This is a genomic window from Pseudonocardia sp. NPDC049154 (genome assembly GCF_040648315.1).
Classification (GTDB): domain Bacteria; phylum Actinomycetota; class Actinomycetes; order Mycobacteriales; family Pseudonocardiaceae; genus Pseudonocardia.
On the sequence record NZ_JBEZDN010000016.1, the window covers coordinates 68,094 to 92,537 of the forward strand.

Annotated in this window: 24 protein-coding genes and 1 rRNA gene; 14 read left to right on the plus strand and 11 right to left on the minus strand. The window is 72.7% G+C overall.

Going from position 1 to position 24,444, the window contains the following annotated elements:
- Nucleotides 1–6: 6 nt before the first annotated feature.
- Nucleotides 7–882, plus strand: a complete 876-nt coding sequence (locus AB0B41_RS11630; RefSeq protein ID WP_358201767.1) for a TIGR03621 family F420-dependent LLM class oxidoreductase — start codon at nucleotides 7–9, stop codon at nucleotides 880–882.
- A gap of 15 nt (nucleotides 883–897) precedes the next feature.
- Here AB0B41_RS11630 and AB0B41_RS11635 read toward each other — a convergent pair whose 3' ends face one another.
- The 4 genes from AB0B41_RS11635 to AB0B41_RS11650 all read right to left on the minus strand — a co-directional run bounded on the left by AB0B41_RS11635 (nucleotide 898) and on the right by AB0B41_RS11650 (nucleotide 4,818).
- On the minus strand, nucleotides 898–1,983 hold the full coding sequence (locus AB0B41_RS11635) for a nitrilase-related carbon-nitrogen hydrolase (protein WP_358201769.1): 1,086 nt from the start codon (nucleotides 1,981–1,983) through the stop codon (nucleotides 898–900).
- 121 nt (nucleotides 1,984–2,104) lie between these two features.
- Nucleotides 2,105–3,325, minus strand: coding sequence for a nitric oxide synthase oxygenase (locus AB0B41_RS11640; RefSeq protein ID WP_358201771.1), 1,221 nt, complete (start codon nucleotides 3,323–3,325; stop codon nucleotides 2,105–2,107).
- Between the two features lie 88 nt (nucleotides 3,326–3,413).
- Nucleotides 3,414–4,043, minus strand: coding sequence for a globin domain-containing protein (locus AB0B41_RS11645; RefSeq protein ID WP_358201774.1), 630 nt, complete (start codon nucleotides 4,041–4,043; stop codon nucleotides 3,414–3,416).
- A 196-nt stretch (nucleotides 4,044–4,239) separates the two neighbouring features.
- Entirely contained in the window at nucleotides 4,240–4,818 is a 579-nt protein-coding gene (locus AB0B41_RS11650) for a TetR/AcrR family transcriptional regulator (RefSeq protein WP_358201776.1), read from the minus strand.
- Between the two features lie 312 nt (nucleotides 4,819–5,130).
- Between AB0B41_RS11650 and AB0B41_RS11655 the strand changes: the two genes are divergently transcribed.
- Nucleotides 5,131–5,529 carry an STAS domain-containing protein gene (locus tag AB0B41_RS11655; protein ID WP_358201778.1) on the plus strand — a complete coding sequence of 133 codons (399 nt, stop codon included), beginning with the start codon at nucleotides 5,131–5,133 and terminating at the stop codon, nucleotides 5,527–5,529.
- A gap of 138 nt (nucleotides 5,530–5,667) precedes the next feature.
- Here the strand turns inward: AB0B41_RS11655 and AB0B41_RS11660 are convergent, their stop codons facing one another.
- Together AB0B41_RS11660 and AB0B41_RS11665 are read right to left on the minus strand one after the other, a co-directional pair.
- Nucleotides 5,668–7,248 carry a fused response regulator/phosphatase gene (locus tag AB0B41_RS11660; RefSeq protein ID WP_358201781.1) on the minus strand — a complete coding sequence of 527 codons (1,581 nt, stop codon included), beginning with the start codon at nucleotides 7,246–7,248 and terminating at the stop codon, nucleotides 5,668–5,670.
- Nucleotides 7,245–8,039: an ATP-binding protein gene (locus AB0B41_RS11665; protein ID WP_358201784.1), complete on the minus strand. Its 795-nt coding sequence runs from the start codon at nucleotides 8,037–8,039 to the stop codon at nucleotides 7,245–7,247. Before AB0B41_RS11665 ends, AB0B41_RS11660 begins: the two co-directional genes overlap by 4 nt.
- Before the next feature lie 201 nt (nucleotides 8,040–8,240).
- Between AB0B41_RS11665 and AB0B41_RS11670 the strand changes: the two genes are divergently transcribed.
- Nucleotides 8,241–8,477, plus strand: coding sequence for a hypothetical protein (locus AB0B41_RS11670; RefSeq protein WP_358201786.1), 237 nt, complete (start codon nucleotides 8,241–8,243; stop codon nucleotides 8,475–8,477).
- Between the two features lie 3 nt (nucleotides 8,478–8,480).
- On the opposite strand, the gene AB0B41_RS11675 is transcribed toward AB0B41_RS11670, so the two are convergent.
- On the minus strand, nucleotides 8,481–9,212 hold the full coding sequence (locus tag AB0B41_RS11675) for a class I SAM-dependent methyltransferase (protein WP_358201789.1): 732 nt from the start codon (nucleotides 9,210–9,212) through the stop codon (nucleotides 8,481–8,483).
- A gap of 45 nt (nucleotides 9,213–9,257) precedes the next feature.
- On the opposite strand from AB0B41_RS11675, the gene AB0B41_RS11680 reads away from it, so the two are divergent.
- The gene (locus tag AB0B41_RS11680; protein ID WP_358201791.1) at nucleotides 9,258–9,875 is read left to right on the plus strand and encodes an AAA family ATPase; all 618 of its coding nucleotides are present in this window, start codon (nucleotides 9,258–9,260) and stop codon (nucleotides 9,873–9,875) included.
- Here AB0B41_RS11680 and AB0B41_RS11685 read toward each other — a convergent pair.
- The 3 genes from AB0B41_RS11685 to AB0B41_RS11695 all read right to left on the minus strand — a co-directional run bounded on the left by AB0B41_RS11685 (nucleotide 9,824) and on the right by AB0B41_RS11695 (nucleotide 13,017).
- Nucleotides 9,824–11,386, minus strand: a complete 1,563-nt coding sequence (locus tag AB0B41_RS11685; RefSeq protein WP_358201794.1) for a hypothetical protein — start codon at nucleotides 11,384–11,386, stop codon at nucleotides 9,824–9,826. The two genes, AB0B41_RS11680 and AB0B41_RS11685, sit on opposite strands and share 52 nt — an antisense overlap.
- 94 nt (nucleotides 11,387–11,480) lie before the next feature.
- On the minus strand, nucleotides 11,481–12,383 hold the full coding sequence (locus AB0B41_RS11690; protein ID WP_358201796.1) for a hypothetical protein: 903 nt from the start codon (nucleotides 12,381–12,383) through the stop codon (nucleotides 11,481–11,483).
- A gap of 136 nt (nucleotides 12,384–12,519) precedes the next feature.
- Nucleotides 12,520–13,017 (minus strand): DNA starvation/stationary phase protection protein, encoded by a 498-nt coding sequence (locus tag AB0B41_RS11695; protein WP_358201798.1) that lies wholly within the window; start codon nucleotides 13,015–13,017, stop codon nucleotides 12,520–12,522.
- A 91-nt stretch (nucleotides 13,018–13,108) separates the two neighbouring features.
- On the opposite strand from AB0B41_RS11695, the gene AB0B41_RS11700 reads away from it, so the two are divergent.
- A complete protein-coding gene (locus tag AB0B41_RS11700) occupies nucleotides 13,109–13,546 on the plus strand; it encodes a Fur family transcriptional regulator (RefSeq protein ID WP_358201801.1) in 438 nt (145 codons plus the stop codon).
- Nucleotides 13,547–13,679: 133 nt separating this feature from the next.
- On the opposite strand, the gene AB0B41_RS11705 is transcribed toward AB0B41_RS11700, so the two are convergent.
- Nucleotides 13,680–14,414: a GntR family transcriptional regulator gene (locus tag AB0B41_RS11705; protein WP_358201803.1), complete on the minus strand. Its 735-nt coding sequence runs from the start codon at nucleotides 14,412–14,414 to the stop codon at nucleotides 13,680–13,682.
- Nucleotides 14,415–14,522: 108 nt separating this feature from the next.
- On the opposite strand from AB0B41_RS11705, the gene iolC reads away from it, so the two are divergent.
- The 9 genes from iolC to AB0B41_RS11750 all read left to right on the plus strand — a co-directional run.
- On the plus strand, nucleotides 14,523–15,500 hold the full coding sequence (iolC, locus tag AB0B41_RS11710; protein ID WP_358201805.1) for a 5-dehydro-2-deoxygluconokinase: 978 nt from the start codon (nucleotides 14,523–14,525) through the stop codon (nucleotides 15,498–15,500).
- A 56-nt stretch (nucleotides 15,501–15,556) separates the two neighbouring features.
- On the plus strand, nucleotides 15,557–16,396 hold the full coding sequence (locus AB0B41_RS11715; protein ID WP_358201825.1) for a deoxyribose-phosphate aldolase: 840 nt from the start codon (nucleotides 15,557–15,559) through the stop codon (nucleotides 16,394–16,396).
- Nucleotides 16,393–17,283, plus strand: a complete 891-nt coding sequence (gene iolB / locus AB0B41_RS11720) for a 5-deoxy-glucuronate isomerase (RefSeq protein WP_358201808.1) — start codon at nucleotides 16,393–16,395, stop codon at nucleotides 17,281–17,283. Before AB0B41_RS11715 ends, iolB begins: the two co-directional genes overlap by 4 nt.
- Nucleotides 17,283–19,187: a 3D-(3,5/4)-trihydroxycyclohexane-1,2-dione acylhydrolase (decyclizing) gene (gene iolD / locus AB0B41_RS11725; RefSeq protein WP_358201810.1), complete on the plus strand. Its 1,905-nt coding sequence runs from the start codon at nucleotides 17,283–17,285 to the stop codon at nucleotides 19,185–19,187. Before iolB ends, iolD begins: the two co-directional genes overlap by 1 nt.
- A gap of 26 nt (nucleotides 19,188–19,213) precedes the next feature.
- Nucleotides 19,214–20,707, plus strand: coding sequence for a CoA-acylating methylmalonate-semialdehyde dehydrogenase (locus AB0B41_RS11730; RefSeq protein WP_358201813.1), 1,494 nt, complete (start codon nucleotides 19,214–19,216; stop codon nucleotides 20,705–20,707).
- 182 nt (nucleotides 20,708–20,889) lie between these two features.
- On the plus strand, nucleotides 20,890–21,354 hold the full coding sequence (locus AB0B41_RS11735) for a MarR family transcriptional regulator (RefSeq protein ID WP_051738400.1): 465 nt from the start codon (nucleotides 20,890–20,892) through the stop codon (nucleotides 21,352–21,354).
- Between the two features lie 212 nt (nucleotides 21,355–21,566).
- Complete coding sequence (locus AB0B41_RS11740) at nucleotides 21,567–22,025, plus strand: hypothetical protein (protein ID WP_358201816.1); 459 nt, start codon at nucleotides 21,567–21,569, stop codon at nucleotides 22,023–22,025.
- A gap of 1 nt (nucleotide 22,026) precedes the next feature.
- The gene (locus AB0B41_RS11745; RefSeq protein WP_358201818.1) at nucleotides 22,027–22,290 is read left to right on the plus strand and encodes a hypothetical protein; all 264 of its coding nucleotides are present in this window, start codon (nucleotides 22,027–22,029) and stop codon (nucleotides 22,288–22,290) included.
- Nucleotides 22,291–23,334: 1,044 nt separating this feature from the next.
- Nucleotides 23,335–24,444: ribosomal RNA gene (locus tag AB0B41_RS11750) — 16S ribosomal RNA — on the plus strand; the annotation flags it as partial.

Here is a 24,444-nt window from a genome sequence, read left to right on the forward strand (position 1 = left end):
TGGGGAATGAGGCCGTTCCGATTCGGCGTGAACATGACGTCGTTCGAGGACCGGGCGACGTGGGTGGCAACGTGCCGGCGCGCCGAGGAGATGGGGTACGACGTCGTCCTCGTGCCCGACCACCTCGGCATGCCGGCGCCGTTCCCGGCGCTCGCCGCCGCCGCGGACGCCACCGAGCGGGTGCGGCTCGGCACCTTCGTGCTCAACGCCGGGTTCTGGAACCCCACCCTGCTCGCGCGCGAGGTCGCCACGCTGGACCAGATCTCGGGCGGGCGGTTCGAGCTCGGGCTGGGGACGGGCTACAACCGCGCCGAGTTCGACGCCGCCGACCTGCCCTTCGGCTCGCCCGGCGAGCGGGTCTCGGCGCTGGAAGAGCTCGTCGAGCGGCTCGACGCGGCCCTCGCGGACGGCACCCCGAAGCCCGCTCAGCAGCCGCGACCGCCGTTGCTCCTGGGCGGGAACGGCGACCGGATGCTGCGCCTCGCCGCGCGACGGGCGGACACCGTCGCCTTCGCGGGCGCCAGACTCAAGCCCGGTTCCACCACCGGTGAGCTTCTCCTGCTCACCGCCGAGGAGCTCGACGGGCGGATCGCGCTGGCCGTCGAGGCCGCGGGGGAGCGCGACCCGGAGCGGAACCTGCTGGTGCAGGTCGTCGCCGTCGTGGACGACCGGCGGGCGGCGATCGAGCAGCTGCGGGCGCAGTTCGGCGTCGACTACCTCACCGTCGAGCAGATGCTGGAGCTGCCCACGCTCCTCGTCGGGACGGTCGACGAGATCGCCGAGCAGCTCCGGGCCGCCCGCGAGCGGTTCGGGATCAGCTACGTCACGGTGCTCCAGCCGTCGGCGGAGGCCTTCGCCCCGGTGATCGAGAAGCTCCGCTGAGGTGAGACGCCGCCGTCAGCCCCCGTCCCGGGTGCCCGGGTCGGGGCGGCGCCAGACGTCCCGTTCGTGCAGCAGCTCGACCTGCTTCTCGGTGACCTCGCGCCGGTACTCGTCGTGCGCGTACGGCTTGCGGTGCAGGTAGAGGTTCTTCGGGTAGATCGGCTCCCGGTAGATGACCTGGTACTGCTCGGTCGTGAGGTCCTTGAGCCAGTTGCCGAACTGCGCGCGGGAGCGGAAGTCGCGCAGTGCCTGGATGTCGATCGTGCCCGCGACCCACGTGGAGTGCCCGGCGTAGCCGACCTGTCCGACGACGTCGCCGCGGTAGTCGCAGATCATGCTCGCCGAGCCGAAGGTGTCGATCGGGATGTCGGAGTCGGCGTCCAGGTAGTACGTGCCGACCTGGTTCCCGATCACGTACATGTTGTTGTCCAGTGCCCGCGCCCTGTTCTGGATCTCGAAGAAGCCGTTGCCGGCGTGCGGGTGCGGGTACGGGCCGCGGTAGGCGACCTCGCAGCCGTTCATGGCGAGGCCGCGGGCGTTCTCCGGGTACGACGCCTCGTTGGCCATCATCACGCCGAGCCGCCCGATCTCGGTGTCCGCGACCGGGTAGAAGGCGTCGAGCCCGTCGCCGTAGAGCTCGACCCAGCGGTCCCAGACGTTGTGCGGCGTGACCGAGTGCTCGACCGGGAGCAGCGGCACCACCTTGTGGTGGACGAGGACGATCTCCTCCTGCGGGGAGATCGCGAACCCGACGTTGAAGAACCGGCCCGGGAACTCCGGGTGCCGCGCCTTCGCGGTCGCCATGACGTAGGCGTCCCACTTGGCCGCCAGCGCGCCGAGCGCGTCCGTCTCCGGGCCCGGGATGTCGATCGCACACTCGGCGGCGAACCACTCGTGGTCGTGGTCGAGCACCTCGTCGTTGAAGCCCTGCAGCGCGCCCTCGGGGATGGTGATCAGGCGGACCGGCAGTGCCATCGCCGACAGCCACGACGCCGCCTTCGTCAGGTGGCCGAGGTGCTCGATGTTGCGCTTGATCTCGTCGCGGTACCGGATGCCCCGCATCGTCGGGACGAGGCCGACGACCTGGTAGGGCTCGATCACGGCGCCTCCTCGTGTCCGGCGTCCCGTCCCGTCGGACGGTGAGCCACGTCACGACCATGCCGGACCGACGACGCGGACGCCATCGGCAATCCCGGATGCCGCCCGACTGGCGCGTGCGCGATCAGCGCCGGCGCGGCAGGAAGGCGGGGCGGGCGGTGGGGTCGACCGGGTCGTAGTAGTGGTGGAAGACGGCCGTGGTGCCGGAGGACACCGGCGGGACGATCCAGCTCCAGTCGGTGGGACAGGGGCGTCCGGCACCGTGCTCGCGGGCCCGGTGGGCGAGGAAGCGTTCCGACTCGGTGTGGTGGTCGGCCATCGTGACGCCCGCGGCGTCGTAGGAGTGGTGGACGGCGACCATGAGCTCGACCAGCGCCCGGTCCTTCCACAGCGTGCGCGGGTGGCTCGTGTCGAGGCCGAGGCGGTCGGCGAGGACGGGCAGCATGTCGTAGCGGTCGGCGTCGGCGAGGTTGCGGGCGCCGATCTCGGTGCCGAGGTAGTAGCCGTTGAACGGGGCGGCGGGGTACCGGACGCCGCCGATCTCGAGGGTCATGTCGCTGATGGCCGGCACGGCGTGCCAGCGCAGGCCCAGCTCGGCGAACCAGGGGTGGTCGGGATGGGTCAGCGGGACCTCGAGCACGGCGTCCGCGGGCAGGGCGTGCATCTCGGTGCGACCGTCCGTCCCGGTCACGAGCAGGGGCAGGACGTCGAACGGGCCCGCGGGCCCGGCAGGCCGCCAGCCGAGGTTCCGGGCGCGGTCGGTGAGGCCGACGGTGCGGGGGTCGCCGAGGACGCCGCCGTCGGGCCGGCGGTGGCCGGCGTAGCGGATCAGCTGCTCGTTCTCGATGCGGGGTCCGGGACGGCCGGGGCGGTCGGGGGCGAAGACCGTGAGGGTGGAGCGGATGCGCCCGCCGCGGGTGCAGCTGCGGAGGTGCGCGACGCACTCGGCAGCGAGCTCGCCGGGGGTGGTGCAGGCGCGGCGGTCGCGCACGTGGAGGCCGTTCCAGTACAGGCGCCCGATGCAGCGGGCCGAGTTCCGCCAGGCCACGCGCGCCCCGAAGGTGAGCTCGGCGAGGGTGTGCTCATAGGTGCCGGTGGCGTCGATCTCCGCGCGGACCTGGGCCATCCGGGCGGCGGGCGAGACGGGCTGGGGGGCCTCGGCGTGGAGCAGCTCGAGGAACTCCATGGCGGCGTCCGGGTCGACGGCGGCGGCCCCGTCGTCCCGCTCCGTCGGGTGACCCGTGGCATGCAGATGGGGACAGGCGGTCGCCGGCGCGCCTGCTCGCCGGTTCGCCTGGCGGGGCGGGGTGAGGTCGGCTCTGCTCGTGTCGAACAGGGCGGGCATGCGGTCTGTCCTTCGTCCGTGCGGGATCGCGGGCGGGCCGGCGTCCGGCGGGCCGGGTGTCCCCGGCGGGCCGGTGCTCCGGGTCGGCTCAGCCCCGGGTCCGGAAGAGGCGTCTGGCGTGCCTCGGCTGGTCGCGCGCCACGGGCGCCGCGCGCGGGGACGGGATCGCGGCGGCGGTGGCGCGCTCGCTCAGGCGCCAGCCGGCGTCGTCCTCGACGGGGTCCTGCTCGGCGATCGCCTCGCGGGCGCCGGCGATCATGTGCCGGCACACCCACTCGCTCAGCCACACCCAGCACGAGCTGAGGTGGCCGCTGTACTCCCACCCCGCCACGTCCCGGACGGCCCTGGTCAGCGCGTGCGCGATGTAGAGGTAGTGCTTCGGCTCGACCCCGTACCGGACGTAGTGCTCGGCGCCCATCCGGTGCAGCAGCACCTCGAGGTCGGCCGTGTCCGACGTGGTCAGCTGCTCGATCGCCGCGAGCAGTGTCGCGGTCATCTTCTGCATCTGCTCGGTCATGTCCACGGCGAACATCGACCGCGCCCACGGCGCCATCTCGAACAGGTGCGCGTAGAACACCTCGGCCAGCCGCTCCGGCCGGTCCGCCACGGCCCGGCAGGACCGCTGCACCGCCGCCATGACCTCTGGTGTGGGCCGCCCGTCCGAGGCTCCGGTGTCCGTCCTGGCGCGGATCGGGCCGGAGCCCGTCGGGGAACCCATCGACATGCCCTTTCGGCGGCGACACGGAGTGGGCAGGCGGTTGCGGAGGGAGCGCGCCGACCCGAGCCCATCGAACCGGGTTACCGACAGGTTTCCCGTGTGCACCGCACATGTTGCGCCGTCTGCGGGCGCGGTTACGCCGACTGTGGACCCGCCACAGTGGTCCGAAAGGGCTCCACGAGCGGCCGCCGCGGCGTCAGGTGTCCTCGAGGCCCAGGGCCGCGAGGAGCGCGGCGCAGCACATCTCCCGCACCTCGTCCCGCGAGGCGTGTACGCCCTCGAGCCAGCCGATGCCGGCGCTGGCGAGGAAGGCGATCCAACTGCGCACGGCGAGGCGCTGGACGGGGGCGGGGTCGACGTCGGGGAAGAGCGACAGGATCGCGTGCGCCTGGTTCGAGTGGGCCTCGTCGAGGAGCCGGCGGACGACGTCGTCGGCGTTGGCCGTGCTGCGGTACAGCGAGCGGTACCACTGCGGGTGGGCCTCGATGAAGTCGAAGTAGGCGTCGACGCCGGCGCGCAGGCGCACGCCGGGCGGGTCGGCGGGGTCGGTGCGGGTGGCGTGCGCGAGCTCGGCGACCTGGCGCCCGACGACGGCGGCGAAGAAGCTCCGCTTGTCCGGGAAGTAGTGGTAGAGCAGGCCGCGGGAGACGGCGGCGGCACGGGCGATGTCGGCGATCTCGACCTCGGCGTAGGGCCGCGAGCCGAACAGGGCGATGCCCGCCGCCAGCAGCTGCTCGCGCCGCGTCTCGACGTCCAGCCGCACCCTCCGCGTCATGACGGCGCGCACGCTACTAGGTTGGGGCGTGCGCCGATACTGAACGCCGTTCAAGACTCTGCGCCGGGCCGGTCGGCCACCGTTCGAGGGGTGCGGTGCGCCACCGGCCTCGTCCCCGGCGGCCGAGCCGACCACTCCGTTGCTCCACTCGGCGCGGCCCGGCTGTGAGGTCCGGCGGCGGGTGTGCTCCCGTTGGAGGCGGGCGGCACGGGCGCGTAGCCTCCGACCGGGGCAGAGGGACCGGATCACGTCGTGTGTGCCGGCCCGCCGGACGGATCGCCCCGCGGCGTCGGGGCGGGTGAAGGGCGGACGATGCAGGAACGGCGCACCACGGCCGAGATCAACCCACTCCTGCGCGCCGGGCCGGACGACGAGGCGCTGACGGTCCACATCGAGCACCTCGACCGCACCACGGTGGTGGCCATCGCCGGCGAGATCGACCTCGTCACCGCCGCCGGACTGGACGAGACCCTGCAGGCGGAGCTCGAGGCCCTGCCGGCGGTCCTCGTCCTGGACCTGACCGGCGTCGACTTCTTCACCTCGGTCGGGTTGACCGCGGTCGCCCTCGCCCAGCGCGGCGCGGAGGAGCGCGGTGTCGCGCTGCGCGTGGTCGCGGACTCGCGCCGGGTGCTGCGCCCGCTGCAGATCACCGGCATGGACCGCACCCTCGCGCTGTACCTCTCCCGGTCGGCGGCGCTCGGGGACGCCTGATGGTGACCGTCCCGGTCCGGCCCGGTCCGCAACCCGTCGGCGATCCGCCGGACGCGCAGGCCTGGAGCCGGGAGCCCGCCGCGGACGGGCCGCTCCTCGAGCATCGGTCCCCCGGCGAGGCCGCGCGGCTGGCCGCCGTCAGGCGACGCCGCCCCGCAGGATCAGCAGCGCGATGTCGTCCTCGCGGACGCCGGCGAACCGGCCGAGCAGCCGGTCGCCCAGCTCCTCGGGGGCGGGGTCCACGGACACCGCCGCGCGCAGGTCCTCGAGGGCCGCGTCGAGGTCCACGCCCCGCTTCTCCACCAGCCCGTCCGTGTAGAGCACGAGCGTCCAGCGCGGAGGCAGGGCGAGCGCCGAGTCCTCCCCGTGCGCGCGGCGCAGGCCCAGCATCGGACCGTGCGCGGCGAGCGGGACCGTGCCCTCGGGGGAGGCGAGCAGCGGGGCGAGGTGCCCGGCGTTGGCGACGGTGACGACGTCCCGCGCGGCGTCGAGGACCATCACGCAGACCGTGGCGAACTCGCGCGGGTGGTACTGGCGCAGCATGGTTTCGAGCCGGTTGAGGATCGCCGACGGGCCGTGCCCCTCCACGGCGTAGGCCCGCAGCGCGTGCCGGAGCTCGACCATGATCGTCGCGGCGTGGATCGAGTGGCCCGAGACGTCCCCGATGGCCAGGAGCAGCCGCCCCTCACCGAGCTCGACGACCTCGTAGAAGTCCCCGCCGATCTCGGTGTTCTGCGCCGCCGGCACGTACCGCACCGCGACCTCCACCCCGGGCGGGGCGGCCGGGGCGCTGGGCAGGAACGCGCGCTGCAGGGTCAGGGCGAGGGTGTGCTCCTCGACGTAGAGCTGCAGCGAGTCGACGGCGAGCGCCGCCGCGTTGCCCAGATGGGCCAGCAGGTCGCGCAGCTCCGTGGACAGCTCGGGGGTCCGGAGCACGATCGCGACGCGGCCGGACCGGAACCCGAACCGCAGGGCCGACGCCGGCCCGTCGGCCTCGCCGCTGCCCACCGCCTCGGCCCAGGACACGGCGACCGGCCCGTCGGGCAGCGTGCCGGCGAGCCGGTCGAGCAGCCGCGGCGGCACGGCGTCGCAGCGCGGGAGGTCGTCCTCCGGGTCGGCCGGGTCGACGACGGCCCGGCGCACGGTCCGGTCCGATGCCGCGACCAGGGCGGCGGCCGGCACCTGCGCCAGGGCGGCCGCGCCGGACGCGATCGTGGTGGCCAGCTCGTCGAAGTCGACGGCGGCGTTCATCGCCATGGTCGCGCGGCTGAGCCCGGCCAGCCGTGCCGCGAGCCGCTCCGCCGCCTCGCGGGCGCGGTGGTAACGCAGCACCGACCACACCGTGGCGCGCAGCTCGTCCGGCTCCACGGGTTCGACGAGATAGGCGTCGGCGCCGCGGGTCAGGCCCTGGGCCCGGTCCTCACCGCGGACGGCGGTGGCGGACAGATGGATCACCGGACGGGCGAGCACGGGATCGGTCTTGATCCGCTCGCACACCTCGAAGCCGCTCATGTCGGGCAGCCCGACGTCGAGGACCACGACGTCGATCGGCTCGGAGGCCACCCGGTCCAGCGCCTCCGTCCCGGTCGCGGCCTCCACCACGCGGTACCCGGCGCGGCGCAGCCAGCTGGCGGCGACGTACCGGTTCCCGGCGTTGTCGTCGACCACGAGGATCGTGGTCCCGTCGACCACCTCGGTGCTCGGCACCGGGCCGGTCACGGGGCGCTCCCGACCAGGTCGCGGGCGGCGCCGACCGCCGCCACCAGCACCGGCCCGGACAGCTGCGCCTTGTCGACGACGGCGGCGGTCCGGCCCAGGTCCCGCCGCCGCGCGTCGTCGAGCTGCGCGGCGGTGACCACCACGACCGGGACGGCGGCGAGGGCAGGGTCCGCGCGCATCCCGGCGAGGACCTCGGAGCCGGTCGGCGCGGGAATGTCCAGGTCGAGCAGCACGAGGTCCGGGACCCCGGCCCCGAGGGCGCGCTGCGCCTCCGGCCCCGACGCCGCCTCGGTGACCTCGCCATCGAGGCCCTCGACGATCCGCCGCAGCAGCGCCCGCACCGCCGGGTCGTCGTCGACGACGAGCACGCGGCCGAGCGGCACGACGTCCGCCGCCGCCTCGCCCGCCGGCCGCCCGGGCAGGCGCAGGGTCAGCACGGTCCCGCGGCCCGGCTCGCTCTCCATCTCCAGCGAGCCGCCGAGGATCGCGGCCAGCCGCCGCGCGTACGGCAGCCCGAGGCCGGTGCCGCCGCTGGCGGCCTGCAGATGCCCGCGGACCTGGTAGAACTCCTCGAACACCCGCTGCTGGTGCTCGGCGGGGATGCCGATCCCGGTGTCGCTCACCCGGACCTCCACCTCCCCGTCCTCCCGGTCCAGGCCCGCCCGGACCCGCACCTCGCCGCGCTCGGTGAACTTCAGGCCGTTGCTCACCAGGTTGCGCAGGATCCTGCCGAGCAGCACCGGATCGGTCGTCCGGGCCGCCGCGCGGCGCCCGCCGTCCGCCTGCGTCATCGCCACCTCCCGTGACCGTCTTCCGGCTGCACCTAACCACAGCGGGGAGGTGCGGGATCCGGCGCAGCGGGGTCGCGGGCACGCCGGTGGTCCGTCGTCGCCGTCCGCCGCACGGCGGTCGCTCTGCGCGACGGCGAGCGGCGTGCTTCGGCCGGACGTGGACGGGTAGTCGAGGGGCTCCGTCGAGGAGAGGAGTGCGTGGTGGCCGAGTGCGAGGTCTGCGGCAACGACTACGACATGTCCTTCGAGGTGCACGCCCAGGGCGCGGTGCACGTGTTCGACAGCTTCGAGTGCGCGATCCACCGGATGGCGCCGGTCTGCGAGCACTGCGGCTGCACGATCATCGGGCACGGGGTGCAGGCCGGGGGCGCGTTCTTCTGCTGCGCCCACTGCGCCTCGCACGCCGAGGGCGGGGAGGCGATCACCGACCGGGCGTGAGCGTCAGACCGGGCGGCGGCCGAGGAACGTGTGCACGACGTCGCGCTGCCAGCCGGTCACCGGCTCCACGCGGACCTCCGCGAACCCGGCCTCGCGCATCCGCGTGGCGAGCCGCCCGGCGCCGTCGAAATCCAGGACGCTCCGCCAGAGGTAGCGGTAGAGGTCGGCCGAGCCCGTGACCCGGCGGCCCATCGGGATGATGATCCCCCAGGAGACGGCCGTCCAGATCGCCCGCGCGCGCAGGCTGTCCCGCACCGAGTACTCGTGCACCGCGATCGGGGCGCCCGGCGCGAGCAGGTCGTGCATCGCCCGCAGGCCGGTGTCCCGGTCGGGGAGATTGCGCACGAGGTAAGCGGCCAGGATGCCGTCGAACGGACCGGTGATCCCGGTCGCGGGCAGGTCCTCCAGCCGGGAGTGCACGAACCTCACGCGGTCCGGCCAGTCCTTGCGCCGCGCCTCGGCGATCATCTCCGCCGAGCCGTCGACGGCCACGATCTCGGCGTCCGGGGCGGCGGCGAGCAGCGCCGCCGTCGACGCCCCCGTCCCGCAGCCCAGGTCCAGCAGCCGCGGCCCGGTGGCGCACCGAGGCGGAGCCGACCGTCGTGTGAGCCGGCGGGCCGACAGCCGCAGGTGCTCGTGGTAGCCGGGGTTGCGGCCGACCAGCCGGTCGTACGAGGCGGCGTGGTCGTCGAAGGCGCCGGGCACGGTGGCCGGGCCGATCGGGTCGCGGGGCACGGAGAGATCCTGGCCCCACCGGCGGCGATCGTGCACGGTGGACCCATGGGCACGACGGCCGCGACGGTCTGGGTGGTCGCCGGGGCGCCCGGCGCGGGCAAGACGACGGTCGCCGAGGCCCTGCTCGTCGCCCTCGACCCCGTCCCGGCGCTGCTGGACAAGGACACGCTCTACGGGGACTTCGTGGCCGCGACCCTGGCCGCCGCGGGCCGTCCGCCGGGCGAGCGCGAGGGGCCCTGGTACGACACGGCGATCAAGGTCCACGAGTACGCCGGGCTCACCGCCACCGCCCGGGAGATCCGCGGGCACGGCTGCCCGGTGCTGCTCTCCGGCCCCTTCACGGGGCAGATCCGCGACCCGGACCGCTGGCGGCGGTGGGTGGCCGAGCTCGGCGGCGACGACGTGCGGCTGGTCTGGGTGCGCTCGGACCGCGCGACCCTGCGGGAACGCCTGGAGCGGCGCGGCTCGCCGCGGGACACGGGCAAGCTCGCGGACTTCGACGCCTTCGTGGCCCGGATGCGCCCGGACGAGCCGCCGCCCGCGCCGCACCACGAGATCGACAACCGGCTCGGGGCTGCGCCCGTCGATGCGCAGGTCGCGGCGCTCGTGGGTCAGCGCAGCCGGTACCAGGTGCCCTCAGGACCGGACCGGACCGGCGTGTAGTCCCGCGCCAGCACCGCCCGCAGGTCCGGGCCGCGCTCGGCGAGCCAGCCCGCGGCCTGGTCGTCGACCAGCACGACGCTCGGCCGGGCGGCCGCGACCTCTCCGGCCAGCTCCCGCCACTGCCGGTCGGCCATGAGGTCGTAGTCCCAGCCGTTGGTGCGCACGACCAGCGGCTCACCGGCCAGCAGGTGGTAGAGCGGGTCGCCGAGGACGAAGAGGCTGTCGCCGGGCCGGACCCCGGCGGCGGCGATCTCGCCCCGGATCGTGTCGTAGCCCGCCACCCGCTCGTCGATCCGCGCCCGGCTCGCCGCGGTGACCCCGCCGCCGTCGAGCACGGCCGGGACGGTCCAGCTCGCGACGTGCGCGAGCATCGGCAGGCAGGCCACCGCCAGCAGGACGACCACCCGGCCCCGCCGCGGGCCGCGGGCGAGCCGCGGCGCGAGGTCGTCGAGCCCGCGCAGGGACAGCACGACCAGCGGCGCGGACAGGAAGTACCACTGGTACCACCAGCCGAACTGCGCCGCGACCGACGCGGTGTGGAGCACTGCGAAGGCAACCATCGCGAGGTCGAGCGGGTCCCGGCGGCGCACCGTGGTCGCGAGCCGCCATCCCGCGAGGAGCACGACGGGCGCGCTCCAGAGGAGATACCGGCCGAGCCCCTCGAGCAGCCGGGCGGGGGAGCGGGAGCCGTGTGCGGCGCCCATGTCCACGGCGTCGACCAGCCAGACGTGCACGGCCGCACCGCCGGCGCCGCGGGCGGCCAGCCAGGCCAGCACCAGCAGCACCGGGACCAGGGCCGCGACGACGACCACCGGCACGGCGACGACCCGGGCGCGCCCGCGCAGCCGCAGAGCGAGGAACACGAGCAGTGCGAGCCCCGTGACGGCGGCGAGCGGCAGCTTGAACACCCCGACCACGCCGACGCACAGCGCGGCGCCCACCGTCCGCCGCCGGCCCGAAGTCCGCGCAGGGTCCGCCGCGACCAGCGCGAACGCGCCCACCGCGGGGACCAGGCAGAGCATCTCGAGCTGGCCGAAGTCACCCGGGCCCGCGGAGGCCAGCAGGACGCCGGTGGCCAGCACGGGGAGCCGGCGGCGCACCCACGGCGTGGTGGTCCGGCGGCGCAGCAGCACCCACACGCAGGCCCCGAACGCGACGGCGGCGAGCACGTCGAGCAGCCGGGCGCCGGTCTCGCCGAGCCCGAGCGCGTCGGCCAGGCCGTACCAGAGGAAGACGCCGGGCTGCTTGACGTCCCACAGGTCGGTGTACAGCGTCTCGCCGTGCAGGACCTGCCGGCCGATCAGGGAGAAGATCGCGTGGTCACCGCGGAAGGGGTAGGTGACGACCGTCAGGGAGAGCAGCACGAGGGGCACCGCCGCGACGGCGATCTCGGCGACGAGGGACGAGCGGCGGACCCGGAGGGGTCCGGTCGCGGGCTCCCGGGGTGCGGGTACCCGGGCCTCCGTCCCCTGCTGCTCGCCGAGGGCCCCCGACCCGTTCCGAACCTGCACTGCCGAACTCCCTCACGTGCGCCGTCCACGGGGAAGATCGACGACGGGCGGGACCCCGTTTCTCCGAGGCCGGGAGCAGTACCCGATCGGGCGGTCAGGCACGCGGGTCGTGCACCGCGATCACCCGCTTGCCGACGGCGTCCTCACGCAGGGGCAGGTCGACGACGCCGTGCAGGACCCAGCCGACGGCCCACGACTCGGTGGTGATCGACGGCGTGAGGTCCGGTGGCAGGGTCAGCGAGAACGGCAGGTCGCGGGGTGCGCCGGGGCCGAGCGTCACCGGCCCGGACACCGTCGCACCCGCCCTGCGCTCGGCGGTGAGCACCCGGTCGGCCCGGGTCTCGACCAGCAGCAGGTCCACGCGCAGCGCCCGGGCGTCGAGCTCGGTGCGGGCGTCGACGCGCAGCCGGCCGGTCAGCGTGGCGCCGGCGGGGACCGAGCGCTGCGGCAGCCCGTCGAGCGTGATGCGGGCCAGCCGGTCCGAGTCGCCGCGGGGCTCGGTCGCGGCCTCGACCGGGCCGCCGACGGCGAGGACCGTGATCGCGTGGCGCTCGTCCGTACCCGGGGCGATCACCTGCACGAACCACTCCGAGCGCAGCGCCTTGCCGGTGCTGGTCGGGGCGCCCCACACCTCGGAGCGGAGGATCTCGTAGCGGTAGTCGTCAGGATCGTCGACGAGCGGGTCGTCGTCGGTCTCGGGGAAGGGCACGCTGCGGTCGGGGACCTGGAGGTCGACGACGACCTCGACGGCCTCGCCGGCGCGCAGGGAGCGGCCCTCGAAGACGTACCGGCCGTCGACCGCCCAGGAGTCGGTCCAGCTGCTGCCGCTCTCGCTGACGCTGTCGGCGTGCAGGAGCGCGACGACGATTTCGGGGTCCGGCAGGTCGGTGCCCGGCGTGAGCCGCACCCGGGCCCGGACCGTGTCGCCGGGCCGGTACACCTCCCGGTCCGTGCGGATCTGCACCGCCGCCGCGCGCCTGCGCCGTCCGAACATCACGTCGACCACCCCCGTGCAGACCTCTCCGGAGAGATCACGCTCCGGCCGATCCGGACGTTACGGACGACCCCGAGAACGGGACGCGGCCGGACCCCCGAAGGGATCCGGCCGCAGCCGCCCGTCGCGCCCGGGTCGCTCAGGCGCGCCGGTTCTCCGAGCTGAGCATCCAGGCCTGCTTCTCCAGGTCGACGATCAGCGCGTGCAGCAGGTCGGCGGTCGAGGGGTCCTCGGCGTCGACGGCGTCGTGCACCTCGCGCGCGGTGGCCGCGGTGCGGTAGAGGAGCTCGCTCATCGCGTTGACGGCGGCGGTGGTGTCCTGCTCGCCGGTCAGCTGACGGGGCAGCGAGGTCGTCTCGGCGACGGTCCGCGGGCTGCCGTCCGGCACCGCGTAGAGCGCGCGCATCCGCTCGGCGATGGTGTCGCTGTGCTCGCGGGCGACCTCGACGATCTCGTCGAGCTGCAGGTGGAGGTCGCGGAAGTTCGACCCGACGACGTTCCAGTGGAACTGCTTGCCCTCGAGGTGCAGAGCGACCAGGTCGACGAGCACCTTCTGCAGGTTCGCCTCGAGCTCGGGCGAGGCGGTGAAGGGACGGAAGGCGGCGGGGGCGCTGGTGGTGGTGTTCGTGGCGGTCATGATTCATTTTTACCCTACTTTGGACCCTGTCAAGTTGTGATGCTGGTCAAGTTAGTGACCGCATCCAAAGTGTTGGGGTAGCCTCACCTGCATGAATGACCTCACCGCCCTGCTCCGGGAGAAGGGGCTGCGCAGCACGCCGCACCGGCGGGCGGTGCTGCACGCTCTCGCGGATCGGCCGCACTCCACGGCCGTCGAGGTGGCCGAGGTCGTGGCGCGGGCGGGGGCGGCCGCCGGGCCGTCGGCGGTGTCCGAACTGTCCCGGCAGGGCCTCTACAACGTGCTCGAGGACCTGCGTCGCGTCGGGCTGGTGCGGAGCATCGAGCCCGCCGGCTCGGCCACCCGCTTCGAGCTCCAGCACGGCGACAACCACCACCACCTGGTGTGCCGCGTGTGCGGGCGGGTTCGGGACGTGCCGTGCGCCGTCGGATCCGCGCCCTGCCTGGAGGCGGGACCCCAGGAGGGCTTCGAGATCGACGAGGCCGAGCTCGTGTTCTGGGGCCGCTGCGCGGAGTGCGCCGCGCGCTGAGGCTTCCGCCGGAAGGTGACGCCTCTGGCGACGCCCGCGGCCAGGTCGTGGCCGGCCGCCGCAACCGGGAGCGGGACGTCGGTGCTGTTCCGAGGCCCGGCGAGAGCGCTGATGTCCCACTCGGCCGCCGGCGCTACACCACCAGCGACGTGCGCACGGTGTACTGGGAGGCGCGGTAGACGTGCGTGCCCGTCTCCACGAAGGCGCCGGTGTCGTCGTAGACCGAGCGGCGGACCGTCACGCACGCCGCCGGCTCCTCCTCGCCGAGCAGGGTCGCCTCCGCCTCGGTCATCAGCCGCGCCCCGATGCTCTGGTGCGCGATCCGGAAGCTCGCGCCCTGCGCCCGCAGTAGCGCGTACAGCCCGGTGCGCTCCAGGTCCGGGCCGGCGACGGTGAAGCGCTCGGGCAGGTAGTTGGTGAGGATCGCCAGCCGCACCCCGTCGGCGCTGCGCAGGCGCCGGATCCGGGTCAGACGGGCCGGCAACCCCGGCGGCTCCGGCACCTCCTCGGCGCCGCACTCGTCCAGCGACAGCAGCTCGGTCCCGGGCACCCGCCCCTCGGCGGCGAGGTCGTCGAACAGGCTGGTCAGCCGCACCTCGCGGCGCACGTGCGGCTGCACGACCTGGGTGCCGACGCCCCGCTTCCGCACCAGCATCCCGCGGTTCACCAGCTCCTGGATCGCCTGCCGCGCCGTCGGCCGGGCGAGGCCGAGCCGGGCGGTGAGCGCCACCTCGTTCTCCAGGCGATCGCCGGGCTTGAGGACCCCGGTCTCGATCGCGCGCTCGATCGCCAGCGCGAGCTGGTGGTAGAGCGGGACCGGGCTGGTCCGGTCCAGCTCGACCGCGAACGCGACGGGGGTGTCCTCCATGCGGACGAGGCTACAAGTGAGTACGTAACTATGTATAGACAAAGTACCGAGGGGCACGTAGTTTCGAAGCCGTCGGACAGCGCGTAACGAGACGTCGAAGAGGACTCGATGAGCGAACCAGCAGAGGTGTTGACCTTCGGGCGCGCCGGGGTGGACATCTATCCCCTGCAGGTCGGGGTGGGCCTGGAGGACGTCGAGTCCTTCGGCAAGTTCCTGGGCGGCACCACCGCCAACGTCGCCGTCGCCGCCGCGCGGCTCGGCCGGCGGACCGCCATCGTCACCGGGGTCGGCGACGACCCGTTCGGTCGCTACGTCCGGCAGGAGCTGCGCCGGCTCGGGGTGAGCGACGAGCACGTCGTGACCAACCACGAGTACCCGACGCCGGTCACGTTCTGCGAGATCTTCCCGCCGGACGACTTCCCGCTGTACTTCTACCGCAAGCCGAAGGCCCCGGACCTGCAGGTCACGGCCGCGGACATCGACCTCGACGCCGTTCGCGACGCCGAGCTGCTGTGGCTCTCCGTGACCGGACTGTCCGAGGAGCCCAGCCGCGGCGCCCACCACGAGGTGCTCGCCGCGCGCGACGGCCGTCCCACGGTGCTCGACCTCGACTACCGCCCCATGTTCTGGGAGACCCCGGCCGCGGCCACCGAGCAGATCCAGAAGATCCTCGGCCAGGTCACCGTGGCCGTCGGCAACCGCGAGGAGTGCGAGGTCGCGATCGGCGAGACCGACCCGGAGAGGGCGGCCGACGCGCTGCTCGACGCGGGCGTGGAGCTGGCCATCGTCAAGCAGGGCCCGAAGGGCGTACTGGCGAAGAGCCGCACCGAGCGCGTCGTCTCCCCGCCGATCCCGATCACCCCGTACAACGGCCTCGGCGCCGGCGACAGCTTCGGCGGCTCGCTGGCCCACGGCCTGCTGGCCGGCTGGCCGCTGGAGAAGGTGCTCAGCCGGGCCAACGCCGCCGGCGCGATCGTCGCGTCCCGCCTGGAGTGCTCCACCGCCATGCCGACGGCCGAGGAGATCGACGTCCTCCTCGCCGGCGGCGACCCCAACGAGGCCCGCAACGAGAAGGTGACCGCGTGACCTTCGCCCGGAACCACGACGAGATCCGGGACATCCGGACCTTCGAGCCGCAGCGGATCACGTCGCTGCTGAAGAACCGCCGGCGCCGCCCGTTCGTCCCCGCCGACGGCCGGCTCATGATCGTCGCCGCCGACCACCCGGCCCGTGGCGCGCTGGGTGCCCGCGGCCGCTCCGACGCCATGGCCAGCCGCCCCGAGCTGCTCGACCGCCTGGTCACCGCGCTCGGCCGGCCGGGTGTCGACGGCGTGCTCGCCACCGCCGACATCCTCGAGGACCTGCTGCTGCTGGGCGCCCTGGAGGGCAAGGTCGTCGTCTCCTCGATGAACCGCGGCGGCCTGGCCGGCTCGGTCTTCGAGATGGACGACCGGATGACCGGCTACGACGTGGCCGGCACGGCCGAGGCGGGCTTCGAGGCCATCAAGATGCTCACCCGCATCGACCTCGACGACCCGGCCACCGTCAACACCCTCGAGACCTGCGCACACGTCGTCACCGACGCGAACCGCGCGGGGATCGTCGCGATGGTCGAGCCCTTCCTCTCCCGCCGGGTCGACGGGCGGGTGGTCAACGACCTGTCCACCGAGGCCGTCGTGAAGTCGGTGCACATCGCGCAGGGCCTGGGCGCCTCCAGCGCCTACACCTGGATGAAGCTGCCCGTGGTCGACGGCATGGAGCGGGTCATGGAGGCCACGACCCTGCCGACGCTGCTGCTCGGCGGCGACCCGACGGGCGCGCCCGAGGAGACCTACGCCTCCTGGAAGGCCGCGCTGGAGCTGCCCTCGGTGCGGGGCCTGATCGTCGGCCGCGCACTGCTCTACCCCGCGGACGACGACGTCGCGACCGCCGTCGACACCGCCGTCTCCCTGGTCCGGCCGAAGGAGGTCGTCGCCGCATGACCGAGCTCGCGAAGGAATCATCGGTGCAGCGCGAGCTGTACATCCCCGCCGGCACCGGTGCCGCCGACGGCTACGAGCTCGAGGTCACCCCCAAGTCCGCGGGCTGGGAGCACTCCAGCCTGCGCATCGTGAACCTGCCCGCGGGCGGGTCGCGGACCCTCGAGACCGGCACCGAGGAGATGTTCGTGGTGCCGCTGTCCGGCTCCGCCACCGTCTCCCTCGGCGGCGAGACCCACACTCTGCAGGGCCGGGCGAACGTCTTCGAGGGCCCGACGGACGTCTCCTACCTGCCGATCCGCTCCACGGTCACGATCGCGTCGGAGGCCGGCGGCCGGTTCGCCCTGTGCGGCGCGCAGTGCGAGCAGGAGCTGCCCTTCCGGTACGGGCCGAAGGCCGACGTGCCGGTGGAGCTGCGCGGTGCCGGCCAGGCCAGCCGCCAGGTGCGCAACTTCGGCACCGTCGGCTCCTTCGAGGCCGGCTCGATCATCGCCTGCGAGGTCGTCACCCCCGGCGGCAACTGGTCGAGCTACCCCGCGCACAAGCACGACGAGGCGGGCCCGCACGAGTCGCAGCTCGAGGAGATCTACTACTTCGAGATCGCGCCCGGCCCCGCCGGCCAGCCCGGCCTCGGCTTCCACCGCACGAGCAGCTCGCCGGGCCACGAGATCGACATCATGGTCGAGGTCCACGACCGCGACACCGTGCTCATCCCGTGGGGCTGGCACGGTCCGTGCGCCGCCGCGCCCGGGCACGACATGTACTACCTGAACGTGATGGCCGGCCCCGGCGACGAGCGCGCCTGGCTCATCACCGACCACCCCGACCAGGCCTGGATCCGCGACACGTGGGCCGACCAGGCGATCGACTCCCGCCTCGGAGGCCAGTGATGTCCACGGTTCGGCTCACCGTCGCGCAGGCCACGGTGAAGTTCCTCGCGGCGCAGTACAGCGAGCGTGACGGCGTCGAGCGGAAGCTCTTCGAGGGCTGCTTCGGCATCTTCGGTCACGGCAACGTCGCCGGCCTCGGCCAGGCGCTGCTGCAGGCCGAGCTGCTGGAGCCGGGCGCGCTTCCGTACGTGCTCGGCCGCAACGAGCAGGCCATGGTGCACACCGCCGTCGCCTACGCGCGGATGAAGGACCGGCTGCAGACCTGGGCGGTCTCGTCGAGCGTCGGCCCGGGCGCGACCAACATGGTCACCGGCGCCGCGCTCGCCACGATCAACCGCATCCCGGTGCTGCTGCTGCCCGCGGACACCTTCGCCGACCGCGCGGCCTCGCCGCTGCTGCAGGAGCTCGAGCTCCCGTACGCCGGCGACGTCACGGTCAACGACGCCTTCCGCCCGGTCTCCAAGTACTTCGACCGCGTCTGGCGGCCGGAGCAGCTGCCCGCGGCCCTGCTGTCGGCGATGCGGGTCCTGACCGACCCGGTCGAGACCGGCGCCGTGACCGTCTGCTTCCCGCAGGACGTCCAGGCGCAGGAGCACGACTGGCCGGTCGAGCTGTTCGCCAAGCGGGTCTGGCACGTGGCCCGGCCGGTGCCGGAGAAGTCGGCCGTCGCCCGCGCCGCGGAGATCATCCGGAGCGCGGAGCGCCCGGTGATCGTCGCCGGCGGCGGCGTCCACTACTCGGGTGCGACGGCGGCGCTCGCCGCGTTCGCCGAGGCCACCGGCATCCCCGTCGGGCAGAGTCAGGCGGGCAAGGGCACGGTGGTGTTCGACCACCCGCAGTGCCTGGGCGCCATCGGCTCCACGGGCACCACCGCGGCGAACGCCATCGCCAAGGACGCCGACGTCGTGATCGGCATCGGCACCCGGTACTCGGACTTCACCACCGCCAGTCGCACGGCGTTCCAGAACCCCGACGTGAAGTTCGTGAACGTCAACGTGGCGCCGATCGACGCCGTCAAGCACTCCGGCGCGTCGGTCCTGGCGGACGCCCGGGAGACCCTCGAGGCCCTGCTCCCGCTGGTCGAGGGCTACTCGGTCACTTCCGAGTACCGGGCGCAGTACGCCGAGCTCGACCGGATCTGGACGGAGACGGTGAAGTCCGTCTACGAGCCCGAGATCCCGGCCAACGGGGCGGGCGGCCTGCTGACCCAGAACGAGGTCATCGGGATGGTCAACGAGCTGTCCGACCCCCGTGACGTCGTGGTGTGCGCCGCCGGCTCGATGCCCGGCGACCTGCACAAGCTCTGGCAGACCCGGGACGCCAAGGGCTATCACGTGGAGTACGGCTACTCCTGCATGGGCTACGAGGTCGCGGGCGGCCTCGGCGTCCGGCTGGCCTGCCCCGACCGGGACGTCTTCGTCATGGTCGGCGACGGGTCCTACCTGATGATGGCCACCGAGCTCGCCACGGCGGTGCAGGAGGGCATCAAGGTCATCACCGTCCTGGTGCAGAACCACGGCTTCGCGTCGATCGGCTCGCTGTCCGAGTCGCTCGGCTCGCAGCGCTTCGGCACGAAGTACCGCTACCGCAACGCCGAGACGGGCCGGCTGGACGGCGGGGTCCTCCCGCTGGACCTGGCCACGAACGCGGAGAGCTTCGGCCTGCGCGTGATCCGCACGAAGACCCCGGAGGACTTCGCGGCGGCGATCGCCGAGGCCAAGAAGGCCACGGACAGCACGGTGATCTACGTGGAGACCGATCCGCTGATCGGCGCTCCGGACTCGGAGTCCTGGTGGGACGTCCCGGTCAGCGCGGTGTCGGAGCTCGAGTCGACCCGTTCCGCGCGCAAGGTCTACGACGAGCACAAGGCGACCCAGAAGTCGTTCCTGCGGCCCAGCACCTGATCTGTGTCGATTCTCTTGGGGAAACAATGACGAACACGCTGTACCACTGGGCCAACGGCCAGAAGGTCGATGGCAAGTCCGGCCGGTTCTCGGACGTGACGAACCCCGCCACCGGTGAGGTCACCGCGTCGCTGCCGCTGGCCTCGGAGGAGGAGGCGGCCGAGATCATCGCCGCCGCCAAGGCCGCGTTCCCGAAGTGGCGGGACACCTCGCTGGCCAAGCGGACCCGGATCCTGTTCACGTTCCGGGAGCTGCTCGACGCCCGCGCCGGCGAGCTGGCGGAGATCATCACCTCCGAGCACGGCAAGGTGCTCTCCGATGCCGCGGGCGAGGTGGCGCGCGGTCAGGAGGTCGTGGAGTTCGCCTGTGGCGCCCCGCACCTGCTGAAGGGCTCGGCCACGGAGAACGCCTCGACGAGCGTGGACGTGGCCTCGATCCGCCAGCCGCTGGGCGTCGTGGGGATCATCTCGCCGTTCAACTTCCCGGCCATGGTGCCGATGTGGTTCTTCCCGGTCGCGATCGCCGCGGGCAACACCGTGGTGGTCAAGCCGTCGGAGAAGGTCCCGACCGCCGCTCTGTGGATCGCGGAGCTGTGGAAGGAGGCGGGGCTGCCCGACGGCGTGTTCAACGTGCTCAACGGCGACAAGACCGCGGTCGACGCCCTGCTGACCAGCCCGGACGTCAAGTCGATCAGCTTCGTGGGGTCGACCCCGATCGCCCGCTACGTGTACGAGACGGGCACGGCGCACGGCAAGCGGGTGCAGGCGCTGGGTGGGGCGAAGAACCACATGGTGGTCCTGCCGGATGCGGACCTGGACCTGGCGGCGGACCAGGCGATCAACGCCGGGTTCGGCTCGGCGGGTGAGCGCTGCATGGCGATCTCCGCGCTGGTCGCGGTGGGCGACATCGCCGACGAGCTGGTGTCGAAGATCAAGGAGCGGGCGGTCGCGCTGCGCACCGGCGACGGGCGGCGGGGCTGCGACATGGGCCCGCTGGTGACCTCGGCGGCGCAGGAGCGCGTGTCGGGCTACATCGACGCGGGTGAGTCGGCGGGCGCCACGCTGGTGGTCGACGGGCGGCAGGGGGAGTTCGACGCGGACGGGTCCGGGTTCTTCGTGGGCCCGACGCTGTTCGACAACGTCACCACGGACATGAGCATCTACACCGACGAGATCTTCGGCCCGGTGCTCTCGGTGGTCCGGGTGGACACCTACGCCGACGCCGTCGAGCTGATCAACGCCAACCCGTACGGGAACGGCACCGCCATCTTCACCAACGACGGCGGTGCGGCGCGGCGCTTCCAGAACGAGGTCGAGGTCGGGATGATCGGCATCAACGTGCCGGTGCCGGTCCCGATGGCCTACTACTCCTTCGGGGGCTGGAAGAACTCGCTGTTCGGCGACACCCACGCCCACGGCACCGAGGGCTTCCACTTCTTCACCCGCGGCAAGGTCGTCACCACCCGCTGGCTCGACCCGTCGCACGGCGGCATCAACCTGGGCTTCCCCCAGAACGCCTGATCCGCTCCCACGTCCCGGCACCGTCCGGGATCCGCAGGGGCTCCCCGCCGGGCCGGCCGATCCCCGGCCCGGCGGGTGACCTCCGCGACGTCCGGCCCCGCACCCGTTCCGCGGTGCGGGGCCGGCGGCGTTCTCGGGGCGTGCCGGCCGGGACCGGGCAGCCGGGCAGGCATGATGACGCCGTGTCGAGCCCCGCTCCGCCCCCCGCCGGACCGCCGGCCGGGCCGGGCGCCGTCGCCGTGCTCCTCGCCACGCTCGGCCGCCGGGTGCGCGAGGAGATCGACACGGCGCTGCGGGCCGAGCAGCTCACCATGCGGCACCTGTCGGCCCTCGGGCACCTGGCCCGACGACCGGGGCTCTCCTACAGCGAGCTCGGCCGCCGTGCGGGCGTGACGGCCCAGAGCATGCAGGCGACGCTGCGCCAGCTCGAGGAGCGCGGCGCGGTCGAGCGCCGCACCGAACCGGGGCGGGGCAGGGTGGCCGAGCTGCACGTCACACCGGACGGCCGTCGGCTCCTGACCCGGGCGGAGAAGGCCGTCGCAGAGGTCGAACGGGTGATGCTCGCCCCCGTCCCGAGGCCCGAGCGTGCCCTCCTGGCCCGCACCCTCGTGGGGATGCTCGGGAGGCTGGGCGAGGACACCCCCTGATCGAGCGACGCCTCGGCTGCTAGTTTCAGCCTGACTGGAACTGATCCCGCCGTGATCCGAGGGAGTGCGGGGCCCGGCTACGGTGTGGGTTTCAGCCGAGCTGAAGGTGATGGGGCTCCGATCGCGGCCTCGGAAGGAGGCGCAGCGGGGCGGATGTTTCAGGCTGCCTGTAACTCGACCCGGCTTTCCCGAGCCGGAGGAAGGAGACGGATGTGACGGCCGTCCTGCTCTCGATCCACGTCCTCGCCGCCATCGTGTTCGTCGGACCGGTGACCGTGGCCACGTCGATGTTCCCGCGGTACGCCCGCGCGGCCCTCGCGGGCGAGGGGCCGGCCGCCCCGGTGACGCTCCTCCACCGCATCAGCCGGGTCTACGCGGTCCTCGCGATCGCGGTACCGGTCTTCGGCCTGGGGACCGCGGTGGCGATGGGCGTCCTCGGCGACGCCTGGCTGATCGCCTCCCTCGTCCTCACGGCGGCGGCCGCGGCGCTCCTGGGGCTGCGGATCCTCCCGGCGCAGGCCGAGGTCGTGGCCGCCCTCAGCACGGAGGACGACCCCCGCGCGGTGGTCGCCGCGCGGAGGCTGTCGATGACGTCCGGGGTGTTCGCGCTGCTCTGGGGGGTCGTCGTGGTCCTGATGATCGTGCGTCCCGGCTCGACGACGGGGGTCTGACGTGCTCACGGGTCTGCGGGCGGCGGCGGTCGTCGAGGCCGCGTCGCTGGCGGTGCTGCTCCTGAACCTGGCGACGGTCCATCTCCGGCCGGTCACCCAGCTCGCCGGTCCGGTGCACGGGTGCGCATACCTGGCCGCGATCGTGCTCGCACTGTCCCTGCCGGCGCTGCCCGTGCCCCTGTCCCACCGGGACCGGGCGCTCGCCCTCGTGCCCGGCATCGGGGGGTGGCTCGTACTGCGCCGCGCGGAGCTGAATTCCCCGTGAACGGAAAGAGCGTCTCCCACCGGCCGCCGCGGAATTGCTCGCCCCCGCGTTCGCGGCGCGTCCGGTGGGAGACGCTCATCCGGTCCAACGCGACGGACCGGGACGAGTTGCACGCCCGAACGGGTGGTCTGTCGGTCGCTGCCTGCGACGACGTGTCCACGGATCGCGTTTCCCCGAAGTCGATCGAGCGGCCCCAGTGCGGGCTCCCGACTTTCCGGGTATCGATCGCGGTTCGATCACGGGCGGCGCCCGATATCCACGGCACCGGCCGGAGTAGATGCTTCCGAAGACAAATGATCGAGATGTCGCGGGAGGAGTGGCACCGGGTGCCGATGCGAGTTCCCGGCGGTGGCCGCGTCGCTCGTCCTCGTGCGCACGCGTGGGGAACACCCGTGCCGCACCGGCGCACCGTGCGCAGGGGAGCGGGGACGGACCTCGTGGGGGACGAGCCGGTCCTCCGTCGCGTCCGAGGAGCGACAGCGCGCGCTCGACGGGCGCAACTCGGGCCGAGAGACGGGGAGTTGCGCATCGTGACCGCTCGTCACACTCGTCTTCGCAGGTCAGACCTCGCATCGGCGTCCTTCTGCAGCCCCCGGAACGCCGCTCGACGACAAAGTGTGACCGGCGTCATGAAGAACGAAATCTGCCGTTAACCTGGCCGGCGGCGTGGAGCGCACCGCCCTGACCTGCGGCGATGGGCCGATTTCGGGGTGGGGGACCCCGGTTTGACCCTCGCTGTCGGCGGGGCGTAACTTTCTCGTCGTCAGCGAGACGCCGGACAGAACGAGCCCCTGGGGTTCGGTCAACAGGCCCGCTGGCCGCCCCCCGGGCCGGGCCCCCTGGATCCTCGTGGATCTGGGTGGGTGTACGGTGGGGAAAAGCCCCGGAAGTTCTCCGTCAGGTGAGCCATGGTGTGCGGGTGTCTTTTGAGAACTCAACAGTGTGTCGAGCTAGAATGTCGGGACTGGCGGTTTGTGCCAGTTCATTTTTTGGGCTCACGTTCCCGACCCCGTCGGGAGTGGGCCCGCCAGTAGGAGCCAGATTTTGTTGGAGAGTTTGATCCTGGCTCAGGACGAACGCTGGCGGCGTGCTTAACACATGCAAGTCGAGCGGTAAGGCCCTTCGGGGTACACGAGCGGCGAACGGGTGAGTAACACGTGGGTGACCTGCCCTCAGCTCTGGGATAAGCCTGGGAAACCGGGTCTAATACCGGATAGGACTGCATGCTTCATGGTGTGTGGTGGAAAGTTTTTTCGGCTGGGGATGGGCCCGCGGCCTATCAGCTTGTTGGTGGGGTGATGGCCTACCAAGGCGACGACGGGTAGCCGGCCTGAGAGGGCGACCGGCCACACTGGGACTGAGACACGGCCCAGACTCCTACGGGAGGCAGCAGTGGGGAATATTGCGCAATGGGCGGAAGCCTGACGCAGCGACGCCGCGTGGGGGATGACGGCCTTCGGGTTGTAAACCTCTTTCGCCAGGGACGAAGCGTGAGTGACGGTACCTGGATAAGAAGCACCGGCCAACTACGTGCCAGCAGCCGCGGTAACACGTAGGGTGCGAGCGTTGTCCGGAATTATTGGGCGTAAAGAGCTCGTAGGCGGTGTGTCGCGTCGGCCGTGAAAACCTGGGGCTTAACTCTGGGCTTGCGGTCGATACGGGCATCACTGGAGTTCGGCAGGGGAGACTGGAATTCCTGGTGTAGCGGTGAAATGCGCAGATATCAGGAGGAACACCGGTGGCGAAGGCGGGTCTCTGGGCCGATACTGACGCTGAGGAGCGAAAGCGTGGGGAGCGAACAGGATTAGATACCCTGGTAGTCCACGCCGTAAACGTTGGGCGCTAGGTGTGGGGGCCATTCCACGGTCTCTGTGCCGCAGCTAACGCATTAAGCGCCCCGCCTGGGGAGTACGGCCGCAAGGCTAAAACTCAAAGGAATTGACGGGGGCCCGCACAAGCGGCGGAGCATGTGGATTAATTCGATGCAACGCGAAGAACCTTACCTGGGTTTGACATGCACCAGACATCCCTAGAGATAGGGCTTCCCTTGTGGTTGGTGTGCAGGTGGTGCATGGTTGTCGTCAGCTCGTGTCGTGAGATGTTGGGTTAAGTCCCGCAACGAGCGCAACCCTTGTTCCATGTTGCCAGCACGTA